Consider the following 20,842-nt stretch of genomic DNA (forward strand, 5'->3'; position numbering starts at 1 on the left):
TTGCCTCTTTTTTTAAAATTTGAAAGCGAATTTTACAAGTGCGAGCAAAGCGGCGGTAAGCTAACGATAAATCTAAAAAACAACTGGAATTATAAGCTGCCGGCTCAAATTTGGACCCAGACGGCCGCGCTCATCGGCTCAAAGAAATTTAATAAAATCGTTTTAAATTTTAAAGAGATAAAAGAGCTTGATTACGCGGCGGCACTGTTTTTTAAAAACACCTTTTTAAACGCGTGCAAGAACTACGAGCTCGTAAATTTAACTCCGCATGCGCAAAAGATTTTTGCCTCGATAAATAGCGAAATAAATCCCAAAATAAAGCAGATCATAGACGCCAAACCTCACGAAAATCCATTCTCTCAAATCGGCAAAAATTTGACCGCGTTTTTTGCGGGATTTTGCGCGTTTTTAAATTTTACGGGCGAGTTTTTGGTCAAATTTAGCAAGATTTTTATGCTAAAAAATATCCGCGTGAAGGAAATTTTGGCTTATTTTGAAGATGCGGGTATAAAGTCGGTTTTTATCGTGTGCCTCACCTCTTTTCTCATCGGCATCGTGCTGGCATATCAGGGTTCAAATTTGCTCGAGAGTTTTGGCGCCACGATAATAATCGTCGAGATGATGGGGCTTTTGACTCTGCGCGAGATAGCTCCGCTCATCGCCGCCATCATCGTTGCCGGGCGCCTGGCGTCAAGCTTTACCGCGCAAATCGGCGTCATGAAAATCACCGAAGAGATCGACGCAATGAAAACGATGGGATTTGATCCGTTTAAATTTCTCGTCCTGCCTCGCGTGATCGCTCTTATCGTCGCTATGCCGCTTATCGTATTTTTAGCCGATGTGGCGGGGATTTTTGGCGAGATGGTCGTGATGGAAAACTACTTAAATATCAGCTTTGATAGCTATCTGGCGAGATTTAGCCAAGAGGTAGATATAAAGCATCTTTACGTCGGGCTTTTTAAGGCGCCGTTTTTTGGCATCGTGATTGCGTTTATCGGCTGCATGAGGGGCTTTCAGATCGGCGGAAATACCCAAAGCGTGGGCACTTATACGACCGTAAGCGTTGTAAACGCGATATTTGGCGTGATCATGGTGGACGCGCTGTTTTCGATTATTTTCACGCAGCTAGGCATATAAATGATAATAAAAGCGACTGATTTAACGACGAAATTTGGCGACAGAGTGATCCATGACGGGCTAAATTTCCATGTAAATGAGGCTGAAATTTACGGGTTGCTCGGCGGTAGCGGCACGGGCAAATCGACGCTGATGAAAACGATGATATATCTAAAGGAACCAAGCGTCGGCAAGGTCGAGATGCTGGGGTGCGATCTGTGGTCGCTAGACGAAGCGGCTAGGCAAGAGATGAAGCTCGCTTGCAGCGTGATGTTTCAGTTTGGCGCGCTTTATACCTCGATGAACGTGCTGGAAAACATCTACATCCTGCTAAAAGAATATAGCGGTATGAGCGAGCGCTCTATGCGCGAGATAGCGATGTTTTGGCTACAAAAAGTAGGCCTTAGCGAAAACGTCGCGCTGCAATACCCAAGCGAGCTAAGCGGCGGTATGAAAAAACGCGTGGCGATGGCTAGGGCTCTAGTGCTAAGTCCTAAAATTTTGTTTTTGGACGAGCCAAACTCCGGTCTTGATCCAAGCAGCGCGCGCGCCTTTGACGAACTAGTGGTCGAGCTGCGAGATACGCTAGGCGTCACGGTCGTGATGGTGACGCACGATATAGATAGTATTTGCACGATTTTGGATAGATTTTTGATACTTCAGGATAAAAAGATAGCCTTCGAGGGGACGTTTGAGCAGCTGATGCAAATGCCCGAAAATCCGCTCGAAGAGCTTTTAAAAACAAGGAAAAACGGTGGGAAATAAAATAAATTATACTTTGATAGGGCTCTTTTTCGTGCTCGTAGTGAGCGCTCTTGGCGTCACGGCATGGTGGATGGGCGGATATGGGAAAAGGGCCGATGACTACAGGTCGTATTTCATCAAAACAACAAGCCTGCCAAGCGGCATCAAAAAGGACTCCACGGTCAAATTTATCGGCGTAGACGCTGGTACGGTCAAGGATATCCGCTTTGCCGACGAAAAAGAAGCTCTCATCGAGCTTGAGCTCTCCGTAAGGAAAGACATACCGATAAGAACCGATAGCACGGCGTCTGCGGAGATACAAGGTATCACGGGCATCGGCTACCTAAATATCTCTCGCGGCAGCATGGATAGCCCGCTCTTTGATAAAAACGAAAAGGCCTACATCGGACTTGAGGCGAGTTTTTTTGACAAAATAGGCAATAGGGCAGAGTATTTAACGCAAAATTTAGAGTCTACTTTTAAAAATATCAATAAATTTTTAAGCGACGAAAACGCGGCTAAATTTTCATCTATCCTAGTTTCTGCCGATGAAGCGATGAAAAAAATAAACGCTGGAAATCTCGATATAAACGCGACTATCGCAAACGCCAACGAGGTTTTGGCAAATGCAAATTTGACGCTAAACGAGCTAAAAAAAGCGCTAAAAAACGCCTCGGGCACGCTTGAGTTCGTAAATTCGTTTACGACTAAAGCCACAGACGCCGCGCAGGCGCTAAAAAATCTACAAACCGCGATCTCGGAAAAAATAAAAAGCGGCGAATACGACGTGAAAGACGCGCTAAATACGATTGGCGACGAGACGGAGAGGACGCTGCTTAGCTTCCAAAAGCTCATTTCGGATTTTAGAAATACCCTTTTTAGACTCGAGGACGACCCGTACGATTTTTTCTTTAAAGACACGCAGAAAAAGGACGAAAAATGAAAATTTTAAGCACGGTTTTAGTTCTGGCGGCGCTGTTTTTTAGCGGTTGCAGCGTTTTGGCAAAGCCTGCACCCAGGACGAATTATTTTATGCTAGGTAGCGCGGAGGATAAATTTAAAGAGTGTGCAAACAAGCCGGAAAAAACGGTTTTCATCGAGGAGGTGCGGGTTTTTGGCGCGTATGAGAGCCGCGAAGTCCTAAAGATAGACGCAAACGGCGAGATCCGCCCGCTAAAAAACGTCAAATTTTTAGCGCTCCCAAGTGAGATGACGAGGCGAAATTTGATCATAGCCGCGAGCGATCAGTGCGCGTTTAAGCCCTCTTTTAAAAACGCGGACATTAGCGTAAAGTCAAATTTACTCACGCTTCAAATCAAAGATCAAAAGGCGCAAATTTCCATGATGTTTAGCTTTTTTAAAGAGGGCAAAGAGCTAAAAAGCGTCGTGCTAAGCTCGCAAAAAGACGCAGGCGCGGACGAGGGCGAAATCGCGATGAAGGCGCTAAATGCCGCCTTTAGCGAAGTGACGGATAAATTTTTGCAAGAATTAATCAAATTTTAGAGATAATCGCAAATTTTAAAGGAAAACGATGATAAAAGCGATCGAGGGCATCATAACCAAAAAAGAACCCGCAAATCTCATCTTAAAAACAGCCGGCGGCGTGAGCTACGGTGTGGCGATCTCGCTTTTTTGCTCGGCGAAACTCGAGCGAGGCCAGAGCGTGGAGCTAAACATCACGCAGATCATCCGCGAGGATGCGGACTTGCTTTACGGATTTTTAGATAGCAACGAACAAAAGATGTTTGAGACGCTGATAAAACTAAGCGGTATCGGCGCGGCGACGGCGATGGCGGTGTGCTCGAGCCTAAATCCCAACGCATTTTTAAACGCGGTTAAAAGCGGAGACGCGGCGGCGCTACAAACAGTGCCCGGCATCGGCGCAAAGACTGCTAGACGCATCATCGCCGAGCTTAGCGACGCAAAGATGACGATGGATGAAAATCTGCCTAGCCATCAGCACGAAGCGATCTTGGCGCTTGAGAGCCTCGGCTTTAAAAGAGAAAAGATAACCAAGGCGCTTAGCGAGTGCGACGCGCAAAATACGGGCGAACTAATCAAACAAGCCCTAAAAAAACTAGCATAAAAAAGGAAAAGATATGAAATTTGCTGTGATATTTGGCGCTAAAAGCTACGAACACGAGATCAGTATCGTGAGCGCCATAGCCCTAAAAAAGGTGCTAAAAAATGAGCCTTTGTTTATATTTTGCGATAAATTTAGAGAATTTTACTTGATAAACGGCGCCGATATGAAGGCGAATTTCTTTAGCTCGGGCAAGTATAAAAACGCCAAAAAGCTTACTCTAAAGCAGGGCGGATTTTTCGCGGGCGGGTTGCTCGGCGAGAAAAAGATTGAGGCGGATGTGTTTATAAATTTAGTCCACGGTATGGACGGCGAGGATGGCAAGATCGCGGCACTGCTCGAGTTTTACGGTCTTAGCTACATCGGTCCTCGCGTGGAGGCTAGCGCGCTAAGCTACAACAAGGAGCTAACCAAACTACTCGCGCAAAAAGCCGGCGTAAAAACGCTAAACTATGAGGTTGTAAGCAGAGAAAAGGCACCTAGTCTGCCGCTACCCGTGATCCTAAAGCCGCTCCGACTAGGAAGCTCGATCGGTGTGAGCGTGATAAAAGATGCCGGCGAGCTAGAATACGGCCTAGACGTGGCGTATGAGTTTGACAAAGAGATCTTGGTCGAGCCATTTATCGAGGGCGTAAAGGAGTACAATCTAGCAGGCTGCAAGGCGGACGGCGAGATCAAATTTTCTATCATCGAAGAGCCTAAAAAGAAGGAATTTTTAGACTACGAGCAAAAATATATGAGCTTTTCAAACGAGAGTAGGGCGCGCGAGGCCAATATAAGCGCAGAGTTAGCCGCCAAGCTAAAACAAAGCTTTGAGCGCATCTACGACTGCGGCTTTAACGGGGCGCTGATACGCTGCGACTTTTTCGAGGTAAACGGCGAAGTCTATCTAAACGAGATTAATCCAAACCCGGGCAGTATGGCGAATTATCTATTTGACGATTTTGAGGGGACTCTGGAGCGACTCGCCGCAAGCTTGCCCAAAGAACGCGAGATAAATATCGACTATAAATTTATCAACTCCATAACGTCGGCAAAGGGCAAACTGTAAAATTTTGCTTGCCTTTTGCTAAATTTGACGTTTGATTGCCGCCTTAAACGGATTGTTTTGGGCGGCTTTTTAAATTTTTACGCTTTATCTTATCGCTAATAAATTTGGTCGGTAGTTTTGAAATTTAGCGTTTATGGCGCTTGCCGGGTAAAATAGCGGCTTATTTTTCAACATTTTATATCGCAAAAGCGCCGATTTGGGTCAAATTTAACTCGCTTTTATTTCTTTTTACAAATTTGATGAAGCGGCTATTTTCATCAAATTTTACTACCTCATCTTTTATATACTCGCAAATTTCACTCTAAAAATATAAAACACTCTAAAATAAATTTTAACGAACATAATACGCCATTATATTTTAATTTGAATTTAAAGATAATATGCTATATTTTACACAGAATTTTACGTAAAGAGCAGAAATGACTACTTTTAGCAAAGATGAAATTTACACGGCGACTGAAGTGGTGCGAAATTTTAGCGCCGTCTTAGGAAAGGTCGGCAAGGCGCAGATGAAGCGCGCGGTGATCGTCAAAAACAATAAATTTGAAGCTGTACTGCTAAATATGGGCGAATACGAGCGCCTATGCGAGGCTGTCGAGGTACTGCAAAGCATATATGAGGCTAAAAAACGAGCCGGAAGCGGCGAATAATGGCGGTCAAAGAGGTAAAATACGGCGGCAAAATTTACCGCATCAGCTACGAAACCGTAAATCCCGCAAACAAGGACGTCGCGCTATTTTTGCACGGCTGGGGTGCAAACAAAGAGATTATGAAAAAGGCTTTCGGCGCATATTTTAAGGACTTGCGGCACATTTACGTCGATATGCCGGGCTTTGGCGCGAGCAGTATGCACGGCGCGCTAGCGACGAAAGACTACGCAAAAATCATGAAAACCTTTTTAGACGAGCTTGGCGCGAGCCCTAAAATCATCTTTGGACACAGCTTCGGCGGTAAGGTCGCAACCCTGCTAAATCCTGAATATCTCGCTCTTTTAAGTTCAGCAGGCATCGTAGCCAAAAAGCCGCCTTGGGTGCGTTTTAAGATCGCTTTGTTTAAGTTTTTAAAACTGTTTGGCCTTGGATTTTTATACAAATTTTTCGCCACGAAAGATGTAAAAGGTATGAGCAAAACGATGTATGAGACCCTAAAAAACGTCGTCGACGAGGACTTTAGCTCTAAATTTGCAGACTTTGGCGGTAAGGCGTTTATATTTTGGGGCGAAGAGGACAAAGCCACACCCCTAAAAAGCGGCGAACGCGTGAGTCGCCTCATTAAAAACAGCGAATTTCACGCGCTAAAAGGTGATCATTTTTTCTTTTTGCTCCACGCGCGCTACATCGACGGTGTCGTGAATGCTGGGCTAAATTTGACGGACTTGGGCGATGAAAGCGGGATCGAGAGCGTAAAAATTTTAAGCCCGAAAAACCGTAAAAATTTGAACGTAGAAATCGAGAGCGCCAACGAAAACGGCGATCCTAAAAATGATACCGAGCAAAATTTGGCCGAATCCGATCGTGCGTATTTAGAGACGAGCATAAAAACCATCTCTCAAAACAGCCTTTTTGACAAGCAATCGCAAAGCGGTAATTTGGCCGATAAAAACCCGCAACTTGACGATGTGAGTGACGAAAACGGTCAAATTTCTGCAAAAAATGTTTTTAAAGAAAATTTGTTTGACGAGCAAGAAATCGCGCAAGACAAGCCTGAGCCTAAAATCGACGCTTTAATCAGCGACGAGCAAAATCAAATTTTACCAAAAGATGAGCCGGGCGATCAAAAAAGCCCCAAAAAGCCTGTGCAACAAACGTTTGATTTGAGCTAGCGCCTTGGATTACGATATCAGTATTAAATTTATGCAGGCTTGGCAGGCCTACATCAAATTTACGAGCTAAATTTAAGCCCAAAATCTGTAAAATCTCGGCTGATAAATATTTGCATTTTACGGCACAAAAATAAAGCAGGGCGGCTAAATTTGGCTCTCAAATTTAACAGAAAAAACTATCAAAATTTACGTCAAGCCTGCAAAAATAAACTGCAAAATATCAAATTTGGCAAAAGCGGCAGGGAAAGCCAGCCCAAACGAACCTAGGAGAAAAAATGAACGAAACCCTCATAAATATCGGCCTTGCCGCGACGCAGATTTTATTTACGTTTGCGCTGGGATTTTATCTCATCACCTGCCTTCAGTGGTTTTCCTACAAGTTTGAGCGCGTGCTGTTTCACTTCACTAGGCCGCTGTGGCACGTGTTTTTCCTTATTGTGCCGATCGTGCTTTTTTACGGGGCGGAGCGATTTTTCTGGATTTATTTTTACTTTGCACTGGTGCCAAGCCTCGCTCTTTGGCATAAAAAACTCGATAAAAAGCTGGTTTTTACTCCGCGAGTCAAGCGATTTTTTGTTATCTTAGCGCTCGCCGTTATCGCTAGCTACGCCGTTTATATAGCAACGCAGTACCGCGTAAATTTAGGCGTCGTCCTGCCGCTCGTGCTCTCTTTTGCGATTAGCTTTTTGCTGGAAAAGGCTAAATTTAAAGCCTACGAAAACAGCGCGCGCAAAAAGCTAGCCTCGATGCCGGAGCTCAAAATCATCATGATAACTGCGAGTTTTGGCAAAACCAGTATAAAAAATTTCCTATTTGAGCTGCTTAAAAACGATTTCGTTTGCCGCAAAACACCTCGCAGCGTAAACACGCTAGCAGGCCTAATCCAAGACGTAAACAACGAGCTTGCTGTCGGTACGCAGATATATATCGCCGAGGCGGGCGCACGCCTAAAAGGCGACATCGCGCAGATCACGGAGTTTTTGAGCCCGCAGATCGCTATCGTCGGCGAGATCGGCGCACAGCATATCGAGTACTTTAAAACGCTTGAAAATATCCGCGCCACAAAACTCGAGGCTCTAGGCTCAAAGCGTCTAGAAAAGGCTTTCGTACACAGTAGTACGCAGGCAAACGAGAGCGAAAAGATAGAAATTTACGATAGCAATTTAAGCGGCGTGGAGGCGAGCTTAGACGGAATCAAATTTAAGCTTGGCGAGAGGGAATTTGCTTCGCCGCTGCTTGGTAAATTTAACGCCGCAAACCTAGCTGTCTGCGTCAAAACCGCGCTATATCTGGGACTGGACGAAGCTAGGATCGCCGCAGCTCTAGCGCGTCTAAAAAACGTCGAGCATAGACTCGAGCGCATCGATGCGGGCGGCAAAATCATCATCGACGACGGCTTTAACGGTAACTTTAACGGTATGAGCGCGAGCTACGAACTGGTTGCCAGCTACGAGGGGCGCAAGGTGCTCGTGACGCCCGGTATCATGGAGAGCAGCGACGAAGAGAACGAAAAGCTAAGTAAGATCATCAACAAGACCTTTGACATCGTCATGTTAACAAGCTCGCTAAACGCAGTTGCGCTACTAAAGCACCTAAGTAAGCCAAAAGTCATCGTCATTAAGGACAAATCCAAGCTTCAAGAAGCCTTGGCGCAAAACACCAAAGCTGGCGATCTGATCCTTTTTTCAAACGACGCGCCAAGCTTTATGTAGGCGTAAATTTGGTTTGGGCGGCGCAGTCAAATTTAGCGGTGCCGCTTCTAGCTGCTCAAATTTGATTTGAAATTTACTTTGCTCACATCGGCGGAGATTGATTTAAAAAAATGCCTTTTCAAGGTGCGGGTTTTGCCAAGCGCCGATTTCCGCAGACGAAAGATAAAATAGGGCGGCTAAATTTCAACGACTTTAAATTTCACATCGGTCAAATTTGCCGTCAAATTTAAATCCCGGCGCTAGCCATCCCGGCCTCGATCAAAAACTGGCTGGGCTGGTAGTTTATCTTTTTGATTTTGTCGTATTTAGCGTAGCTTAAAATCAGCTCGTCGCGCGCGCGAGTGACCGCGACGTAAAAGAGCCGCCGCTCCTCCTCGAGCGAGCCGCCCATGCTCATGAGTTTGAGGTTCGGGAAGCGATTTTGTGCGAGATCGACTACGAAAACGAGGTCAAACTCAAGCCCCTTTGAGGCGTGCACGCTTAGCAGATTTACCCCTTCGCCGCTGCTCATCTCGCTGCTGCCCAAAGTGATAAAGTTATAAAATTTCTCCGCCTCCGAGTAGTTTTTGGCTAGTTCGCCCAGCACCTCCAGCTTGCCGGCAATCCGCTCTAGAGCCTCTTTTTTTAGCGTTTCGTCGACGTTGCCGTTTTTTTGCGTGGCGCGCTTGGTTGCGAGATTGTCGGCGATGAGGGCGTAAATTTTGCTGTTTTTAAGATCCTCTATCAAAGAGGTCGGGCGCGAGTGGCGTTTGGCGGCGTTTAAAAAATTATAAATTTCATACAAAAACTGCCCGCCACTCTCGCTTAGTTTTTGCATTTTTAAAATCGGATGCGCGAAAAATTTCTCGCTAAAGTTAAATTTAGCAAAGCGCGACTTCTCCCCGACCTCGTCAAGCTCGTCAAAAAGCCCCAGCTGGTAGTTTTTGGTCTTTTTAGCAAAGGCCTCCACACTATCGTCAGGTTGTAAAAATCCGCGCACGACGTCGCCGTGTCCGACCTTGCTTAGTACCTCGAAAATCTCCTTGCTAAGCGCCGCACCGACGCCTTTTGCGTATTCGCACACGTGGATAAAGGCCATGATGTCTTTTGGGTTGATGAGGATGCCAAGCAGATCCATCGCGGCGCGCACCTCGCGGCTCTCAAAAAAGCTCACTCCGCCCTTGCGCTTGGAGCCGATGCCTAGCTCCCGCAGCGCGACTTCTAGGCCGTCGGCGCTCGAGTTGTTGCGAAAGATGATAGCGATGTTTTCTTTTTTGTATTTGCTGACGGCGATAACCTGCGCGATGTTTGAGTATTGGTCAAAAAGCTCGTTATAAACCAGCAGCTTTGGCGAGGTAAATTTACCCTCGCGGCCGACGACTAGCTTTTTTTCGTAAAGGCGCGGGTTGTTTGCGATGACTTTGTTGGCTAGAGCTAGGATCGCAGAGCTACTACGGTAGTTGATGTTTAGCGCGTAGATTTTGGCGTCTGCGAATCGGTCCTTAAACGAGCCGATGATCTTGATGTTTGCGCCGTTAAAAGCATAAATGCTCTGGTCAAAATCCCCGACGCAAAAAAGGCTTTTCGTCTCAAAAGCGCTGATTAGCGAGCCTTGCAACGAGTTTGTGTCCTGATACTCGTCGACTAAAATTTCCTCAAATTTTAGCGGTGCGCCTTTTCTTAGTTCGTTGCGCATTTTGATAAGCAAGTCGTTAAAATCCGCGTAGCCGAATTTGCTCTTTTCCTCTTCAAATTCGCGCAAAACGTCCTCGTAAATCTCGGCGTAAACGCCTTGTTCGTCACTTCGCTCCTTTAGCCACTCGCCAAAAGTCTGCTTTAGGGCTAAATTTTGAAACAGCGAATACGCGTCGTAAAGATAGGCGCCGCCGTATGGTTTAACGTCGCTTAGATGGTTAAATTTGCGCCTTTCTACGAGCGATTTTAGTAGCGTTTTTAGCTCGCTTGGCTGCTTTAGCGTAACCGGTTTTTCTAGAAATTTAAGCAGCGAATAAGAAACCGAGTGAAAGGTGCCCGCCGTGATACGCGAGGTGATTTTTTTATCAAAATGCCTATTTAGGCGCTCGATCATTTCGGCCGCGGCCTTGTTGGTGAAGGTTAGTAGTAAAATTTTCTCGGGCTTTACGCCTAAATTTAGCAGATGAGCGATGCGTGCGACGATGGTGCTAGTTTTACCGGTGCCAGCCGAGGCGATAACTAGATTGTGTCCGGCGGGGGCTGTCGCGGCGGCGTATTGTTCTTGATTTAGTTTTGAAAGGGGCATATTTTCCTCGCGTTTAAAAGGGCAGATTATACCCAAACGGGCTTAAATTTTTAAAAATGCAAAAGCGACGAGGGCTAAATTTATTCGCCCCGCGTTTACAAAGCGAGGCGAAAATTTAGTGGTTTTATTTTGGATTTAGTATTTCTTTTAGCTCCTCGTCACTTAGCTCGTAGCGGTAAAATTCGAGGTAAAATTTTTTGACTTCGTCTTCTAAATTTAACTCGGTAAAAATTTCGGGATAAAAGATTTTGGCTAGCCAAAGCGGCTGCAAAGCACCTTCAGCACTTCTAACCGACCATAGATACACTCCGCTAGGTACGACGAAAATGGCGCCGTCTTTAACGGCTTTTAGTTTTTCAAACGGGGGATTATTTAGGATTTTTTCCTTGCCTTCGCGCGAATTGGTTATGATTATATCGGGATTAAAGATAATAACCTGCTCCTCGTTTATCGTCTTTGAGATTTTAAAGTCCGCTTCGTTATCTTGAGAGCTTAAATTTATTCCGCCGGCAATTTTTATGTACTCTGCGCCGATATCTTTGCTGCTGATCGTGCTAAAATTTCCAGAGTTAAAATTTAAGGCCAAAACCCTCTTTTTATCCTTGATATTTTGTACTTTCTCGCTTACAAATTTTATATTTTTGTCAAAATATGCGTTAAATTCGCTAGCTCTTTTTATAGCATCACCGCCCAAAATTTCAGCGATTTTACTAACTGATCCTTTTATCTCGCTAGCATTACTAAATTTATTGATATTTACGGCCGCGATACCGGCGGCTTCTAGCTGTGCCTTTTGATTCTCGTCAAATATCATGCCAAGGGGTCCAAAAACCACCTGAGTATTTGAGGCGATGATGTTTTCAACACTGCTTGTTAGCGAGCCGCTTACGTTATTCATGGTTTTTATTTTAGGAAAAATTTTACTCATCATTTTTGGTAGCCGCACTGCGCCCGAGATGATTTTATCTTCACCCGTTAGCATCGCGCTCATCTGCGTAAAAGCCCCTATCATCGGCGTTACGCGCTCTACGTTATCAGGGATTTGCACCTCTTTGCCGCCGTCGTCCACGACGATACGTGCCTGCAAGATACAAACCGCCAAAAATAAAATCGCCAAAATCTTTCTCATTTTTTCTCCTTAAATGATCGGAACGCAGGAATAAACGCTCCTGCCCTCGATCTCGTTTTTTACCACTCTGATATCCGCGCCATATGCGAGCCTTAAATTTTCATCCGTTATCGCTTTGCTCGCGCTGCCGTAGATTATGCTTTGATCTCTTTTTAAAAGCGCAACCTTGGCGTCTATGTAAAAAGCATGCTCGGCAAAGTGCGAAGTCATGATGATCTTATGCCCGTTTGTCGCTAGCTCCTTTACGGCTTTTAGGATTTTTACTTGGTTTCCAAAGTCCAAATTTGAGGCGGGCTCATCTAGCATCACGGCATTTGCTTCTTGCGCTAAAGCTCTTGCTATTAAGACCATTTGCCTCTCGCCGCCGCTGATATCGGTGTAAATTTTATCTGCAAATTCGCTTATCCCTAGTATTTCAAGCTTTTGAAGGGCTATCTTTACGTCATTTGCGCTAGGGCTTTCAAAGGTTCCGATAAAGGGTGAGCGCCCCATCAAAACGACGTCTAAAACCTTAAAAGCAAATGGCGGAGTGTGAGCTTGAGGCACGTAGTTAACGAGCTTTGCGCGCTCTTTATCACTTAAAGCGAAAAAATCTCGCTCGTCTGCTAAAATTTCTCCACCAAATGGCTTTAAAAATCCCAAAATCATCTTAAAAACGGTCGTCTTGCCTACGCCGTTTGGTCCGAGCAAGCATAAAATTTCTCCGTCTTTTAGCTCGGCGCTAAATTCTTTCACGACTAGCTTTTTGCCGTATCCGCAGCTTAAATTTTTTATTTCGAATTTCACAGCCAGCCCTTTTTGCTCTGATAAAGCAGATAGATAAACACGGGCGCGCCGATGAGCGAGGTGATTATACCAAGGGGTATCTCGCTAGCCATCGCGCACCTTGCTATCGTATCTACTGTCAGTAAAAATAGCGCGCCAATTAGCATTGAAGCCGGCAAGAGGGCGTTAAAATTTGCTCCCACGATAGAGCGAGCTATGTGCGGCACGATGAGTCCGACCCAGCCTACTATACCGCAAAAAGCAACGCTAGAAGCCGTCAGCAAGGTAGAAGCGCAGATGATGATAAAGCTATAAAATTTGACATTTACGCCCATGGCCTTAGCTTCTTCTTCGCCGAATGCCAAGATATTTAGCCTAGATCTAAGCAAAAACAGCGGTACCGAGCAAAATGCTGTGACGCTTAGCATATAAAAGACGTTTTGATATCCTCCGGTGCGAGCTAGGCTACCCATCAGCCAAAATGTAATCTCGGGTAGTTTGTTTTCGCTATCTGCGATAAATTTTAAAAGCGAGCTAAAAGCGCCGAAAAGCGAAGATATGACGACGCCTGAGAGAACCATTATGATGACGTTTAGCTTGCCTCTAGCTATGAGTTGGCTTAAAAAAACTACCGCAAAAACGGCGGCTAGTCCAAAGCCAAAAGCCATTAGCGAGACGTAAAATACCGGCAATGAAAGGATGATAGCGATGCTAGCTCCGACCGCCGCGCCGCTAGATACGCCTAGGATATCGGGGGAGACTAGGGGATTTTTAAAAAGCCCCTGATACACGGCGCCGGCTGCAGAAAGAGCGGCACCTACAAGCACCGCAAAGGCGATGCGAGGAAGCCTGATTTGCGTTATTACGGCGTTTGCTTGTTCGTTTTGCACGCTGGAGCCAGTTAGCAAGGAGTGCAAACTAGCAAAAATTTCAGACGCGCTAAGGCTATATCTACCAAGAGTAAGAGAGATAAAAGCGCAAACTATAAGCACTACCGTTAAAACGATAAAAAGGGCTTTGTTATTCAAATTTTACCTCGTTTACGTCATACCACATCGTGTAGCTTTTCGTCGTACGGTAAAATTTAACTCCGCCCTCATCTTTTACTAGCCACTTATCCACGTTTTTTATAAAAGTTTTCTCTTTTTCTTTTGGGATCTTGCCGACGAATTTTAAAAATTCGTAAGCCTCGTCCTTGCTCATAAAACTCTTTTCGTAAACGGTATCGAAAATCCGTACGTTTACGTTTGCGCCCAGATCGTAAAGCATATTAAAGGTGACGTTGTAGCCAAACATTCTAGGATTTTCGTTTATAAAAGGCGGACGTTTTTTGGCTCTTTCGTCGATGCCCGCAAGTAAATCCATCCAAATTTCTCTAAGACTTGGATAGTCCTCTAAAAAGCTAGTTATGCATACGTATTTTTTTGCTGCGTCGTTTAGTTTTTTTATATCGCCAAGACCGACTGAGCGAGAGGCTACGACGATATCGTGTTTGCCGATCGCGTCTAGCGCATCGCCATCTAGCCAGCTTTTTTTCATAAATTTTATATTTTTTACGCCAGCGTTTTTAGCGTTTTGCTCGCAAAATTTAAGCATCCCGCCAAATGCGTCAAGCGCAGTTAGGCTTTTGGCTCGTCTTGCCATCGGTACGCTAAGGCGCCCCGGTCCGCAACCAACGTCTAGTACACTATCTTCGGACGTTATCGGTAAAGTATCCGCTAAAATTTGTGCGCTACGTTTTTCAAGCTCGGCCATGCCGTTGTACATCTGGGCTATTTCGTCCCAATTAACGGCACTTCTGCCGGCTCCGTCTCTAGTCATAGGCGTAAATTTAAGCTCCCTAATCGCCTGCCAGTTTAGTAATCCTTGCATGTTTGCTCCTTAAAATTTAAGACAGGACGCCTAAACTATCCAAGGCGTCCTAGAAGGGCAAATTTTAAAATTTGACTTCGGCCGAGAGCATAAACGTCCTGCTCTGTCCCAAAAAGATACTTGTGCCCGCACCCGTCGTAGTTCTGTCGATATTTGACGGGAACATTCCGACCCAGTACTTTTTATCAAAGACGTTATTTACGTTAAATCTTAACGTAGTTTGCTTGCCTAGCCACTCTTTGGTCACGTAGCGGATGCCAAGATCGGTCGTAAAGTACGCAGGTACAGCATTTACGTTGCACTGATCGGCGTAGCGCTTGCCCGTGTAGTGTAAATTTGCGCTTAGGGCTAGCTTGTTTGTATTTGGCACGACGTAGTCAAAGAGTAAATTTGACTGAACTTTGGGTTCGCCCACTACGATCTTGCCCTGCGCGCAGGCTTGTTTTGCCTTTTTTAGCTTCGGCTGTATTAGCGCGACGCCGCCCATTACGCTAAGATCGTTTGTTATCTTGCCTCCTGCGGTAAACTCTAGGCCTCTATTTACCTGCTCGCCTTGGATGCTATACTCGTTGTTGTCGCCTAGATAGGCTATCGGGCGTTTTATCTCAAAAAGCGCCGTAGATAGGTCGATATCCTCTATCCTGGCTTTTGCGCCGATCTCGTATTGCTTGCTTCTAAACGGCTTTAGACGACCGTCTCACCGTATCTTGGATTGGTTCTTTCGTAGGTATAGCTTGAGCCTGCTTGCAAGCTATCTGCATACGTGAAGTATAAGCTTACGTTTTCGATAGGGTGATAAATAAAGCTCGCCGCGTAGCTAGTGCCGCTCTCGTCGTACGTTTTTACGCCTGTTTGCTTGTTTTTGTTTTCAAAGTTGCTTCTAGCCGCGCTTAAAATCACGCTAAAGTAGTCGTTTAGCTTGATATCGTCAGCGATAGTTAGGTTTTTCATAGAGCCTTGGCTATTTTTATAAGCTCCGCCGCCTTTTGTTACGTGCGGATTTGAAAAGGTTTTTGGATTATACAAATTTGAGTTGCCCAAATTTGCTCTTCCACCTACGGTTTTTGCGCCGTATATCGTCCATATATATCCGTTTGCCTGCACGCCAAAGTCGTGCTCTACGCCAAATGTTTCAAACTCTGTCGTAGCTTTAGCAAACCAGCTTTGTACGTCAAACCTGCTTGCCGCGCCGTTTCCGCCGCTAGCCGCTACGCTAAAATCGCCGTTTTGTTTGATAAAGGTTTTGCTTGTACCGTACATATCTCGGATGGCTTTTTGCCACTGATAGCCGCCCTCAAAATACCAACTCTCAGTCGGCGCGTATTTAAATTTAACGCTAGCGGTCGTTGTTTTTAGGTCGCTTCCCGCCCACTCTTGCTCTAGGCCGGCTTTCGTATTTTTTGTAGCATCCGGTATAGCAAAGTTTAAAACGCCGTTTCTGCCCGGCACTGAAAAGCCGCCGGGTATTCCTAGCATTTTGTGTTTGTAGTAACTAAAATTCGTCTCGATGGTAAAATTTTCGGTTAGATAAAAGTCAAGCCCTAGGCTAGCTAAATTTCTTTCGTAGTCGCTATTTTTAGCTTGTTTAGCGCCGTCTGATTTATAAAATACGCCGCGGTATCCGACGTACTGAAATCTATCTGAAGTATCCCAACCTATACCGAAATTTGAGCGGCTCGTATAGTCGGCCCAAAACGTATTTGAAAATGGTATCGGACGCTTTCTGGTATAGTTAAAGATGCCGGCAGGCTCCTGTCCGCCGTAAAGCGAGCCTGCAAGACCGTTTTGTATCTGAAGCCCCTCAAACATATACATAGGTATAGCCGTAGTAGAAACAGAGTAAAAGCTGTCCCAAGGTACGTTACCGACGACTGAGCCCTGAAAGCCGCGAGTCTGCGGACGGCCGACCTCGATGCCGCCTCTAGTTTGAATTTGCGCTGAAGGAAAATACTTCACCGCATCCTCAAAACCGGCTACGCCTTGGTGATTCATCGCCTCGATCGACATCGTATTTACTTGATACGGCATATCAAGCACCTTTTTGCCCACTAGCGGACCGCTGGCGACGCCTTTGTTTAGTATGCCTTCGCTGATACCGCTCTCGCTGATATTATCGCCGACGCTGTTTACTTCGACGCCTTGAAGTTTGACCGTCTCGGCTGCGTTTGCTTGCGCTGCAAATAGCACTAAAACCGCACACGTGGCGACTGAAATTTTAATTTTCATTTATACTCCTTTGTAAAATATTAAAATATTTATTTTTATATTTAAATAAGCCGATGTTACATTTTATTACCTTAATCCGCAATTTATCTGTAATATATTTTTTAAATTTAATGAATTTATGTTTACTTTTATAGATGCATTTGGTTAAATTTGTTTTTTGTGAAATTTGAGAAAATAAGGACGTGCGTTTGAAAGTAGTGTTGTAAGATAAATTTTATATCAAGAAGCGTTCAAATTTGAATTAAATTTGAACGCAATAAAGATAAGATAAAGTATCGCGAGACGGCTTGAAGGGTTGTGAAGAAATTTCCACCAAAGATAGAACGCGCAGTTCATCGAGGATGAAAATTCCTGGCTCCGCTAAAGACGCTCGCGAGGCAAGCTCTAAATCAAATTAAAATTTGACTTCAGCAGAAAGCATAAACATCCTGCTCTCGCCCAGGCTTAGCCCGTTAGCTACGCCAAGAACGCTAGCGCTGGTGCCTGCACCATCAGCGCTTGCAGGATACATGCCAGCCCAGTATTTTTTGTTAAATACGTTATTTACGTTAAAGCGCAAGGTGGTTTGCTTGCCCAGCATCGCACGGCTAACGTATCTCACGCCAAGATCCGTGACGAAAAAGCTAGGCGTAGCCTGAGTGTTTAGATCGTCTATATACATCTTGCTCGTGTAGTGGAAATTTGCGCTAAATGCAAGTTTTTCGGTATTTGGCACTACGTAGTCAAACAGCAAATTCGAGTTTAGTTTAGGCACGCCGTTTACGACTTTGCCGTTTGCGCCTTTTAGTAGCGGATCTTTAAATTTAGAATTTATTAGCGTAAATCCGCCTAGAACGCTTAAATTTGACGTGATTTTGCCGCCGCTCATAAACTCAAAGCCCGTATTTATCTGCTCGCCTTGGACGTCATATCTGCCGTTGCTGCCGACATAGGCGATAGGGCGCTGTATCCTAAATACCGCCGTGCTAAAGTCGATTTCGTTTATGCGAGCTTTAGCGCCTATTTCGTATTGTTTCGAGCGATACGGTTTTAGCACGCTGGTCGTACCGTCGGTGTTCGTGCCACTGCCGCCTTGTTGCAAGCTATCGGCAAAGGTAATATAGGTGCTCACGTTTTCAACCGGTTTATAAACCAGGCTCGCGCCGTAGCTAAGGCCTGATTCGTCGTATTTGGTCACGATAGGTTTTAGCTGTCTTTGCGTAGCGGTTATAGCCGGGCGAGTGCGCTCTTTTATCCAGCTGTTTGAGAGGCTTAGTAGCAAGCTAAAGTTATCATTTATCGTGATATCGTCTAGCACGGAGATATTTTTCATATCGGTCGTACTGAGTTTATATAAATTTGAGCCTTTTTTAGAGTTTGGATGCGGGAAAATTTTAGGATCGTTGATATTTGCCGAGCCAGCTTTCGTCGTCGTGCTTAAATTTGAGTAGCGATATTGCACATATCTATATCCGTTTGCCTGCACGCTAAAGTTGTGATTTAGCCCCCAGGTATCAAAGTCCGTGACTGCCTTTAAATAGCCGCTAGGTAGGTCAAATCTATACGCCGCCGTCGCTCCGCCGCTGTGATAGGTATCGTAGTTGCCGTTTTTATCGGTGATTCTATTTACGACGCTGTGTATGTGGCGATCGGCTCGCTGAAACTGATATCCGCCCTCGAAATACCAATCCTCGCTCGGAGCGTATTTAAATTTAGCGCTAGCTGTCGTCGTTTTTAGATTCATACCGCCGTATGGCTGACCAAGGCCCGGAGTTTTGTTATCGACCGGATCTGGCAGCTTTAGGTCGTTTCTGATCATGCCGTCTTTTACGTAAAGCGCAAAAAGTCCAGCAAAGCCGTGAGTGTTGTGCTCGTAGTAGCTAGCCGCAGTCTCAAACGTAAGCGACTCGGTCGGATAAAACTCGAGCGTGATGCTGGCTAAGCGGCGCTGATAGTTGCTGTCTTTTACTTGTTTTGCGCCATCTGAGCCGTATACGACCGCGCGGTAGCCTACCTTGTCAAATTTCATCGAGCTATCTACGCCCACGCCAAAGTGCTCTCGCGAAGCGTAGTCCGCCCAAATACTGTGCTCATTATCTACCGGGCGTTTTCTAGTATAGTTAAAGACGCCGACTGGATTTTGCGGGCCGTAGAGCGAGCCGGCAAGACCGTTTTGTATCTGCAAACTCTCAAACATCGCCATAGGAATCGCCGTAGTCGAGATAGCGTAAAAGCCGTCCCAAAAAACGTTACCCACGACGCTACCCTCAAAGCCGCGAGTTTGCGGACGACCTACCGTGGTGCCGCCTCTCATCTGAACCTGCGCGGACGGGAAGTATTTCACTGCCTCCTCAAAACCGGTCACGCCTTGGTGATTCATCGTTTCTTTTGTGATCGTGCTTATCTGATACGGGGTGTCTAGTACCTTTTTGCCGGCTAGGATACCGTTTTGCACGTTTTTAGCTAGGATGCCCTCGCTGATACCGCTCTCGCTGATGTTATCGCCGACGCTATTTATCTCGACGCCTTCTAGCTTAACCGTATCTGCGGCATTTGCTTGCGCTGCAAATAGCGCCAAAACCGCACATGCGGCAACTGAAAATTTCACCCTCATTTAGACTCCTTATTGGTTTTATGCTAAATTTGCATAATGCGCGTATGTTACAAATTGTTTACTTAATACAAAATTAAAATTTTATATCTGTATAATTTATATTAGTATATTTTTAATTTTTTCAGGACTGTTTTTTGAGATAAAATTAAAATTTTTAAATATCCGATTAACATCTTTGTAAGTCATATTTAAGTAGAATCACCCCTTAAATTTAACTCGGGAAAGGGAAAAATGCAGGCGGATAAGTGGATATTTTACTCTTGCGTCGCGCTCATTACTATCGGTATCGTTTTTTCGCTATCCTTGCCCGTTTTTACCGTGCTTTTTTTTAACTACGAGCCTTATCATTTTTTCATCAGGCAGCTTGTCGTGGGGGCGATCGGGATATTTTTGATGTGGGCCATCTCTCGCCTAGATCCCGATAAGTCGATGGTCTGGATCGGCTTTTGTCTATTCGGCTTTTGCGCTATCGCGATGGGAGCTATGCACGCGCTGCCTAGCTCGCTAGTAACCGATGCGGGCGGAGCCAAGCGCTGGATACGTTTGCCGGGCTTTTCTCTGGCACCCGTTGAGTTTTTTAAGATCGGTTTCGTTTACTTTTTGGCATGGAGCTTTGCGCGCAAGATAGATGAGAGAAAAAAAAGCTTAAAGCAAGAATTTAAGCTCATTTTGCCTTATATATTTTTGTTTTTGATCGCCGTTTATCTCATCGCCATCCTTCAAAACGACCTCGGCCAAGTCGTAGTTTTAGCACTTACGCTTATCGTTATGATGCTTTTTGCCGGCACTAGCAAGCGGCTTTTTGTCATCGGTATGGCGGGAGCTTCAGTGCTTGCCATCGTGGCTATTTTTACGTCTGAGCACCGAATTTTACGTATAAAATCATGGTGGGGCACGGTGCAAAATATGGTCCTTTCGCTTATGCCCGAAAATATGGCAAATATGTTTCGCGTCGAGGGTGTGCCTGAGCCATATCAGATCTCGCACTCGCTTAATGCGATAAAGCACGGCGGATTTTTCGGCGAGGGGCTGGGGGCGGGCGTGTTTAAGCTCGGATTTTTGAGCGAAGTGCACACGGACTTCGTACTTGCCGGTATCGCCGAGGAGGTCGGGGTGCTGGGGATACTTATCATCACGTCGCTTCTTTTGATTTTGCTTTTCCGCATCTTTCGCGTCTCGTCAAGGAGTGAAAACAAAGTCTATCACCTCTTTACGCTCGGCGTCGGGCTTCTCATCTCGTTTTCGTTTATCATGAACTCATACGGCATCACATCGATCACGCCTATCAAAGGCATCGCCGTACCGTTTCTAAGCTACGGCGGCAGCTCGATCCTAGCGCTTTGCATAGGAGTCGGCATGGTGCTGATGGTGAGCAAAAAAGTAAAAGATTGAGCTCAAATTTGACTTACGACGCAAATTTAAGGTCAAATTTGAACGTCCGAAATTAGACGACAAGGAGTAAAATTTGA

At 45.4% G+C, this 20,842-nt stretch carries 18 protein-coding genes; 10 read left to right on the plus strand and 8 right to left on the minus strand.

Features of this window, described 5'->3' with window-relative positions:
• From CSHOW_RS04865 to CSHOW_RS04905, 9 genes are all read left to right on the plus strand, one after another.
• Complete coding sequence (locus CSHOW_RS04865; RefSeq protein WP_002947848.1) at window positions 1–1,137, plus strand: MlaE family ABC transporter permease; 1,137 nt, start codon at window positions 1–3, stop codon at window positions 1,135–1,137.
• The gene (locus CSHOW_RS04870; RefSeq protein ID WP_002947847.1) at window positions 1,138–1,881 is read left to right on the plus strand and encodes an ABC transporter ATP-binding protein; all 744 of its coding nucleotides are present in this window, start codon (window positions 1,138–1,140) and stop codon (window positions 1,879–1,881) included.
• A complete protein-coding gene (locus CSHOW_RS04875; protein WP_002947846.1) occupies window positions 1,871–2,803 on the plus strand; it encodes an MlaD family protein in 933 nt (310 codons plus the stop codon). The genes CSHOW_RS04870 and CSHOW_RS04875 overlap by 11 nt, the downstream gene beginning before the upstream one ends.
• Window positions 2,800–3,363, plus strand: a complete 564-nt coding sequence (locus CSHOW_RS04880; RefSeq protein ID WP_002947844.1) for a hypothetical protein — start codon at window positions 2,800–2,802, stop codon at window positions 3,361–3,363. The genes CSHOW_RS04875 and CSHOW_RS04880 overlap by 4 nt, the downstream gene beginning before the upstream one ends.
• Window positions 3,364–3,391: 28 nt before the next feature.
• Complete coding sequence (ruvA, locus tag CSHOW_RS04885) at window positions 3,392–3,946, plus strand: Holliday junction branch migration protein RuvA (RefSeq protein ID WP_002947831.1); 555 nt, start codon at window positions 3,392–3,394, stop codon at window positions 3,944–3,946.
• Between the two features lie 13 nt (window positions 3,947–3,959).
• Window positions 3,960–4,994: a D-alanine--D-alanine ligase gene (locus CSHOW_RS04890; protein WP_002947830.1), complete on the plus strand. Its 1,035-nt coding sequence runs from the start codon at window positions 3,960–3,962 to the stop codon at window positions 4,992–4,994.
• Window positions 4,995–5,413: 419 nt separating this feature from the next.
• The gene (locus CSHOW_RS04895) at window positions 5,414–5,644 is read left to right on the plus strand and encodes a type II toxin-antitoxin system Phd/YefM family antitoxin (RefSeq protein WP_002947827.1); all 231 of its coding nucleotides are present in this window, start codon (window positions 5,414–5,416) and stop codon (window positions 5,642–5,644) included.
• Window positions 5,644–6,816, plus strand: coding sequence for an alpha/beta fold hydrolase (locus CSHOW_RS04900; RefSeq protein WP_002947826.1), 1,173 nt, complete (start codon window positions 5,644–5,646; stop codon window positions 6,814–6,816). The genes CSHOW_RS04895 and CSHOW_RS04900 overlap by 1 nt, the downstream gene beginning before the upstream one ends.
• A 275-nt stretch (window positions 6,817–7,091) precedes the next feature.
• Window positions 7,092–8,528, plus strand: a complete 1,437-nt coding sequence (locus CSHOW_RS04905; protein ID WP_002947822.1) for a Mur ligase family protein — start codon at window positions 7,092–7,094, stop codon at window positions 8,526–8,528.
• A gap of 226 nt (window positions 8,529–8,754) precedes the next feature.
• On the opposite strand, the gene CSHOW_RS04910 is transcribed toward CSHOW_RS04905, so the two are convergent.
• The 8 genes from CSHOW_RS04910 to CSHOW_RS04940 all read right to left on the minus strand — a co-directional run bounded on the left by CSHOW_RS04910 (window position 8,755) and on the right by CSHOW_RS04940 (window position 19,373).
• Window positions 8,755–10,788 carry an ATP-dependent helicase gene (locus CSHOW_RS04910; RefSeq protein WP_002947819.1) on the minus strand — a complete coding sequence of 678 codons (2,034 nt, stop codon included), beginning with the start codon at window positions 10,786–10,788 and terminating at the stop codon, window positions 8,755–8,757.
• Between the two features lie 124 nt (window positions 10,789–10,912).
• Window positions 10,913–11,917 carry an ABC transporter substrate-binding protein gene (locus CSHOW_RS04915; RefSeq protein ID WP_002947817.1) on the minus strand — a complete coding sequence of 335 codons (1,005 nt, stop codon included), beginning with the start codon at window positions 11,915–11,917 and terminating at the stop codon, window positions 10,913–10,915.
• A gap of 9 nt (window positions 11,918–11,926) precedes the next feature.
• Window positions 11,927–12,703: an ABC transporter ATP-binding protein gene (locus tag CSHOW_RS04920; RefSeq protein ID WP_002947815.1), complete on the minus strand. Its 777-nt coding sequence runs from the start codon at window positions 12,701–12,703 to the stop codon at window positions 11,927–11,929.
• Window positions 12,700–13,710, minus strand: coding sequence for a FecCD family ABC transporter permease (locus CSHOW_RS04925; protein ID WP_002947814.1), 1,011 nt, complete (start codon window positions 13,708–13,710; stop codon window positions 12,700–12,702). Before CSHOW_RS04925 ends, CSHOW_RS04920 begins: the two co-directional genes overlap by 4 nt.
• Entirely contained in the window at window positions 13,703–14,554 is an 852-nt protein-coding gene (locus tag CSHOW_RS04930) for a class I SAM-dependent methyltransferase (protein ID WP_002947812.1), read from the minus strand. The genes CSHOW_RS04925 and CSHOW_RS04930 overlap by 8 nt, the downstream gene beginning before the upstream one ends.
• Window positions 14,555–14,618: 64 nt before the next feature.
• Window positions 14,619–15,212 (minus strand): TonB-dependent receptor domain-containing protein, encoded by a 594-nt coding sequence (locus tag CSHOW_RS10605; RefSeq protein WP_335890764.1) that lies wholly within the window; start codon window positions 15,210–15,212, stop codon window positions 14,619–14,621.
• 26 nt (window positions 15,213–15,238) lie between these two features.
• The gene (locus CSHOW_RS04935) at window positions 15,239–16,780 is read right to left on the minus strand and encodes a TonB-dependent siderophore receptor (RefSeq protein ID WP_002947808.1); all 1,542 of its coding nucleotides are present in this window, start codon (window positions 16,778–16,780) and stop codon (window positions 15,239–15,241) included.
• A 394-nt stretch (window positions 16,781–17,174) separates the two neighbouring features.
• Entirely contained in the window at window positions 17,175–19,373 is a 2,199-nt protein-coding gene (locus tag CSHOW_RS04940; protein ID WP_002947806.1) for a TonB-dependent receptor, read from the minus strand.
• Between the two features lie 231 nt (window positions 19,374–19,604).
• On the opposite strand from CSHOW_RS04940, the gene CSHOW_RS04945 reads away from it, so the two are divergent.
• On the plus strand, window positions 19,605–20,765 hold the full coding sequence (locus CSHOW_RS04945) for an FtsW/RodA/SpoVE family cell cycle protein (RefSeq protein WP_002947805.1): 1,161 nt from the start codon (window positions 19,605–19,607) through the stop codon (window positions 20,763–20,765).
• Window positions 20,766–20,842 lie beyond the last annotated feature (77 nt).

The organism is Campylobacter showae (genome assembly GCF_004803815.1).
Classification (GTDB): Bacteria; Campylobacterota; Campylobacteria; order Campylobacterales; family Campylobacteraceae; genus Campylobacter_A; species Campylobacter_A showae.

What these genes read in the sequence shown, in the direction of transcription:
- CSHOW_RS04870 (WP_002947847.1), top strand. Translation starts at nt 1,138, where the DNA reads ATGATAATAAAAGCGACTGATTTAACGACGAAATTTGGCGACAGAGTG.
- CSHOW_RS04880 (WP_002947844.1), top strand. Translation starts at nt 2,800, where the DNA reads ATGAAAATTTTAAGCACGGTTTTAGTTCTGGCGGCGCTGTTTTTTAGC.
- ruvA (WP_002947831.1), top strand. Translation starts at nt 3,392, where the DNA reads ATGATAAAAGCGATCGAGGGCATCATAACCAAAAAAGAACCCGCAAAT.
- CSHOW_RS04890 (WP_002947830.1), top strand. Translation starts at nt 3,960, where the DNA reads ATGAAATTTGCTGTGATATTTGGCGCTAAAAGCTACGAACACGAGATC.
- CSHOW_RS04895 (WP_002947827.1), top strand. Translation starts at nt 5,414, where the DNA reads ATGACTACTTTTAGCAAAGATGAAATTTACACGGCGACTGAAGTGGTG.
- CSHOW_RS04900 (WP_002947826.1), top strand. Translation starts at nt 5,644, where the DNA reads ATGGCGGTCAAAGAGGTAAAATACGGCGGCAAAATTTACCGCATCAGC.
- CSHOW_RS04905 (WP_002947822.1), top strand. Translation starts at nt 7,092, where the DNA reads ATGAACGAAACCCTCATAAATATCGGCCTTGCCGCGACGCAGATTTTA.
- CSHOW_RS04910 (WP_002947819.1), bottom strand. Translation starts at nt 10,788, where the DNA reads ATGCCCCTTTCAAAACTAAATCAAGAACAATACGCCGCCGCGACAGCC.
- CSHOW_RS04915 (WP_002947817.1), bottom strand. Translation starts at nt 11,917, where the DNA reads ATGAGAAAGATTTTGGCGATTTTATTTTTGGCGGTTTGTATCTTGCAG.
- CSHOW_RS04930 (WP_002947812.1), bottom strand. Translation starts at nt 14,554, where the DNA reads ATGCAAGGATTACTAAACTGGCAGGCGATTAGGGAGCTTAAATTTACG.
- CSHOW_RS04935 (WP_002947808.1), bottom strand. Translation starts at nt 16,780, where the DNA reads ATGAAAATTAAAATTTCAGTCGCCACGTGTGCGGTTTTAGTGCTATTT.
- CSHOW_RS04940 (WP_002947806.1), bottom strand. Translation starts at nt 19,373, where the DNA reads ATGAGGGTGAAATTTTCAGTTGCCGCATGTGCGGTTTTGGCGCTATTT.
- CSHOW_RS04945 (WP_002947805.1), top strand. Translation starts at nt 19,605, where the DNA reads ATGCAGGCGGATAAGTGGATATTTTACTCTTGCGTCGCGCTCATTACT.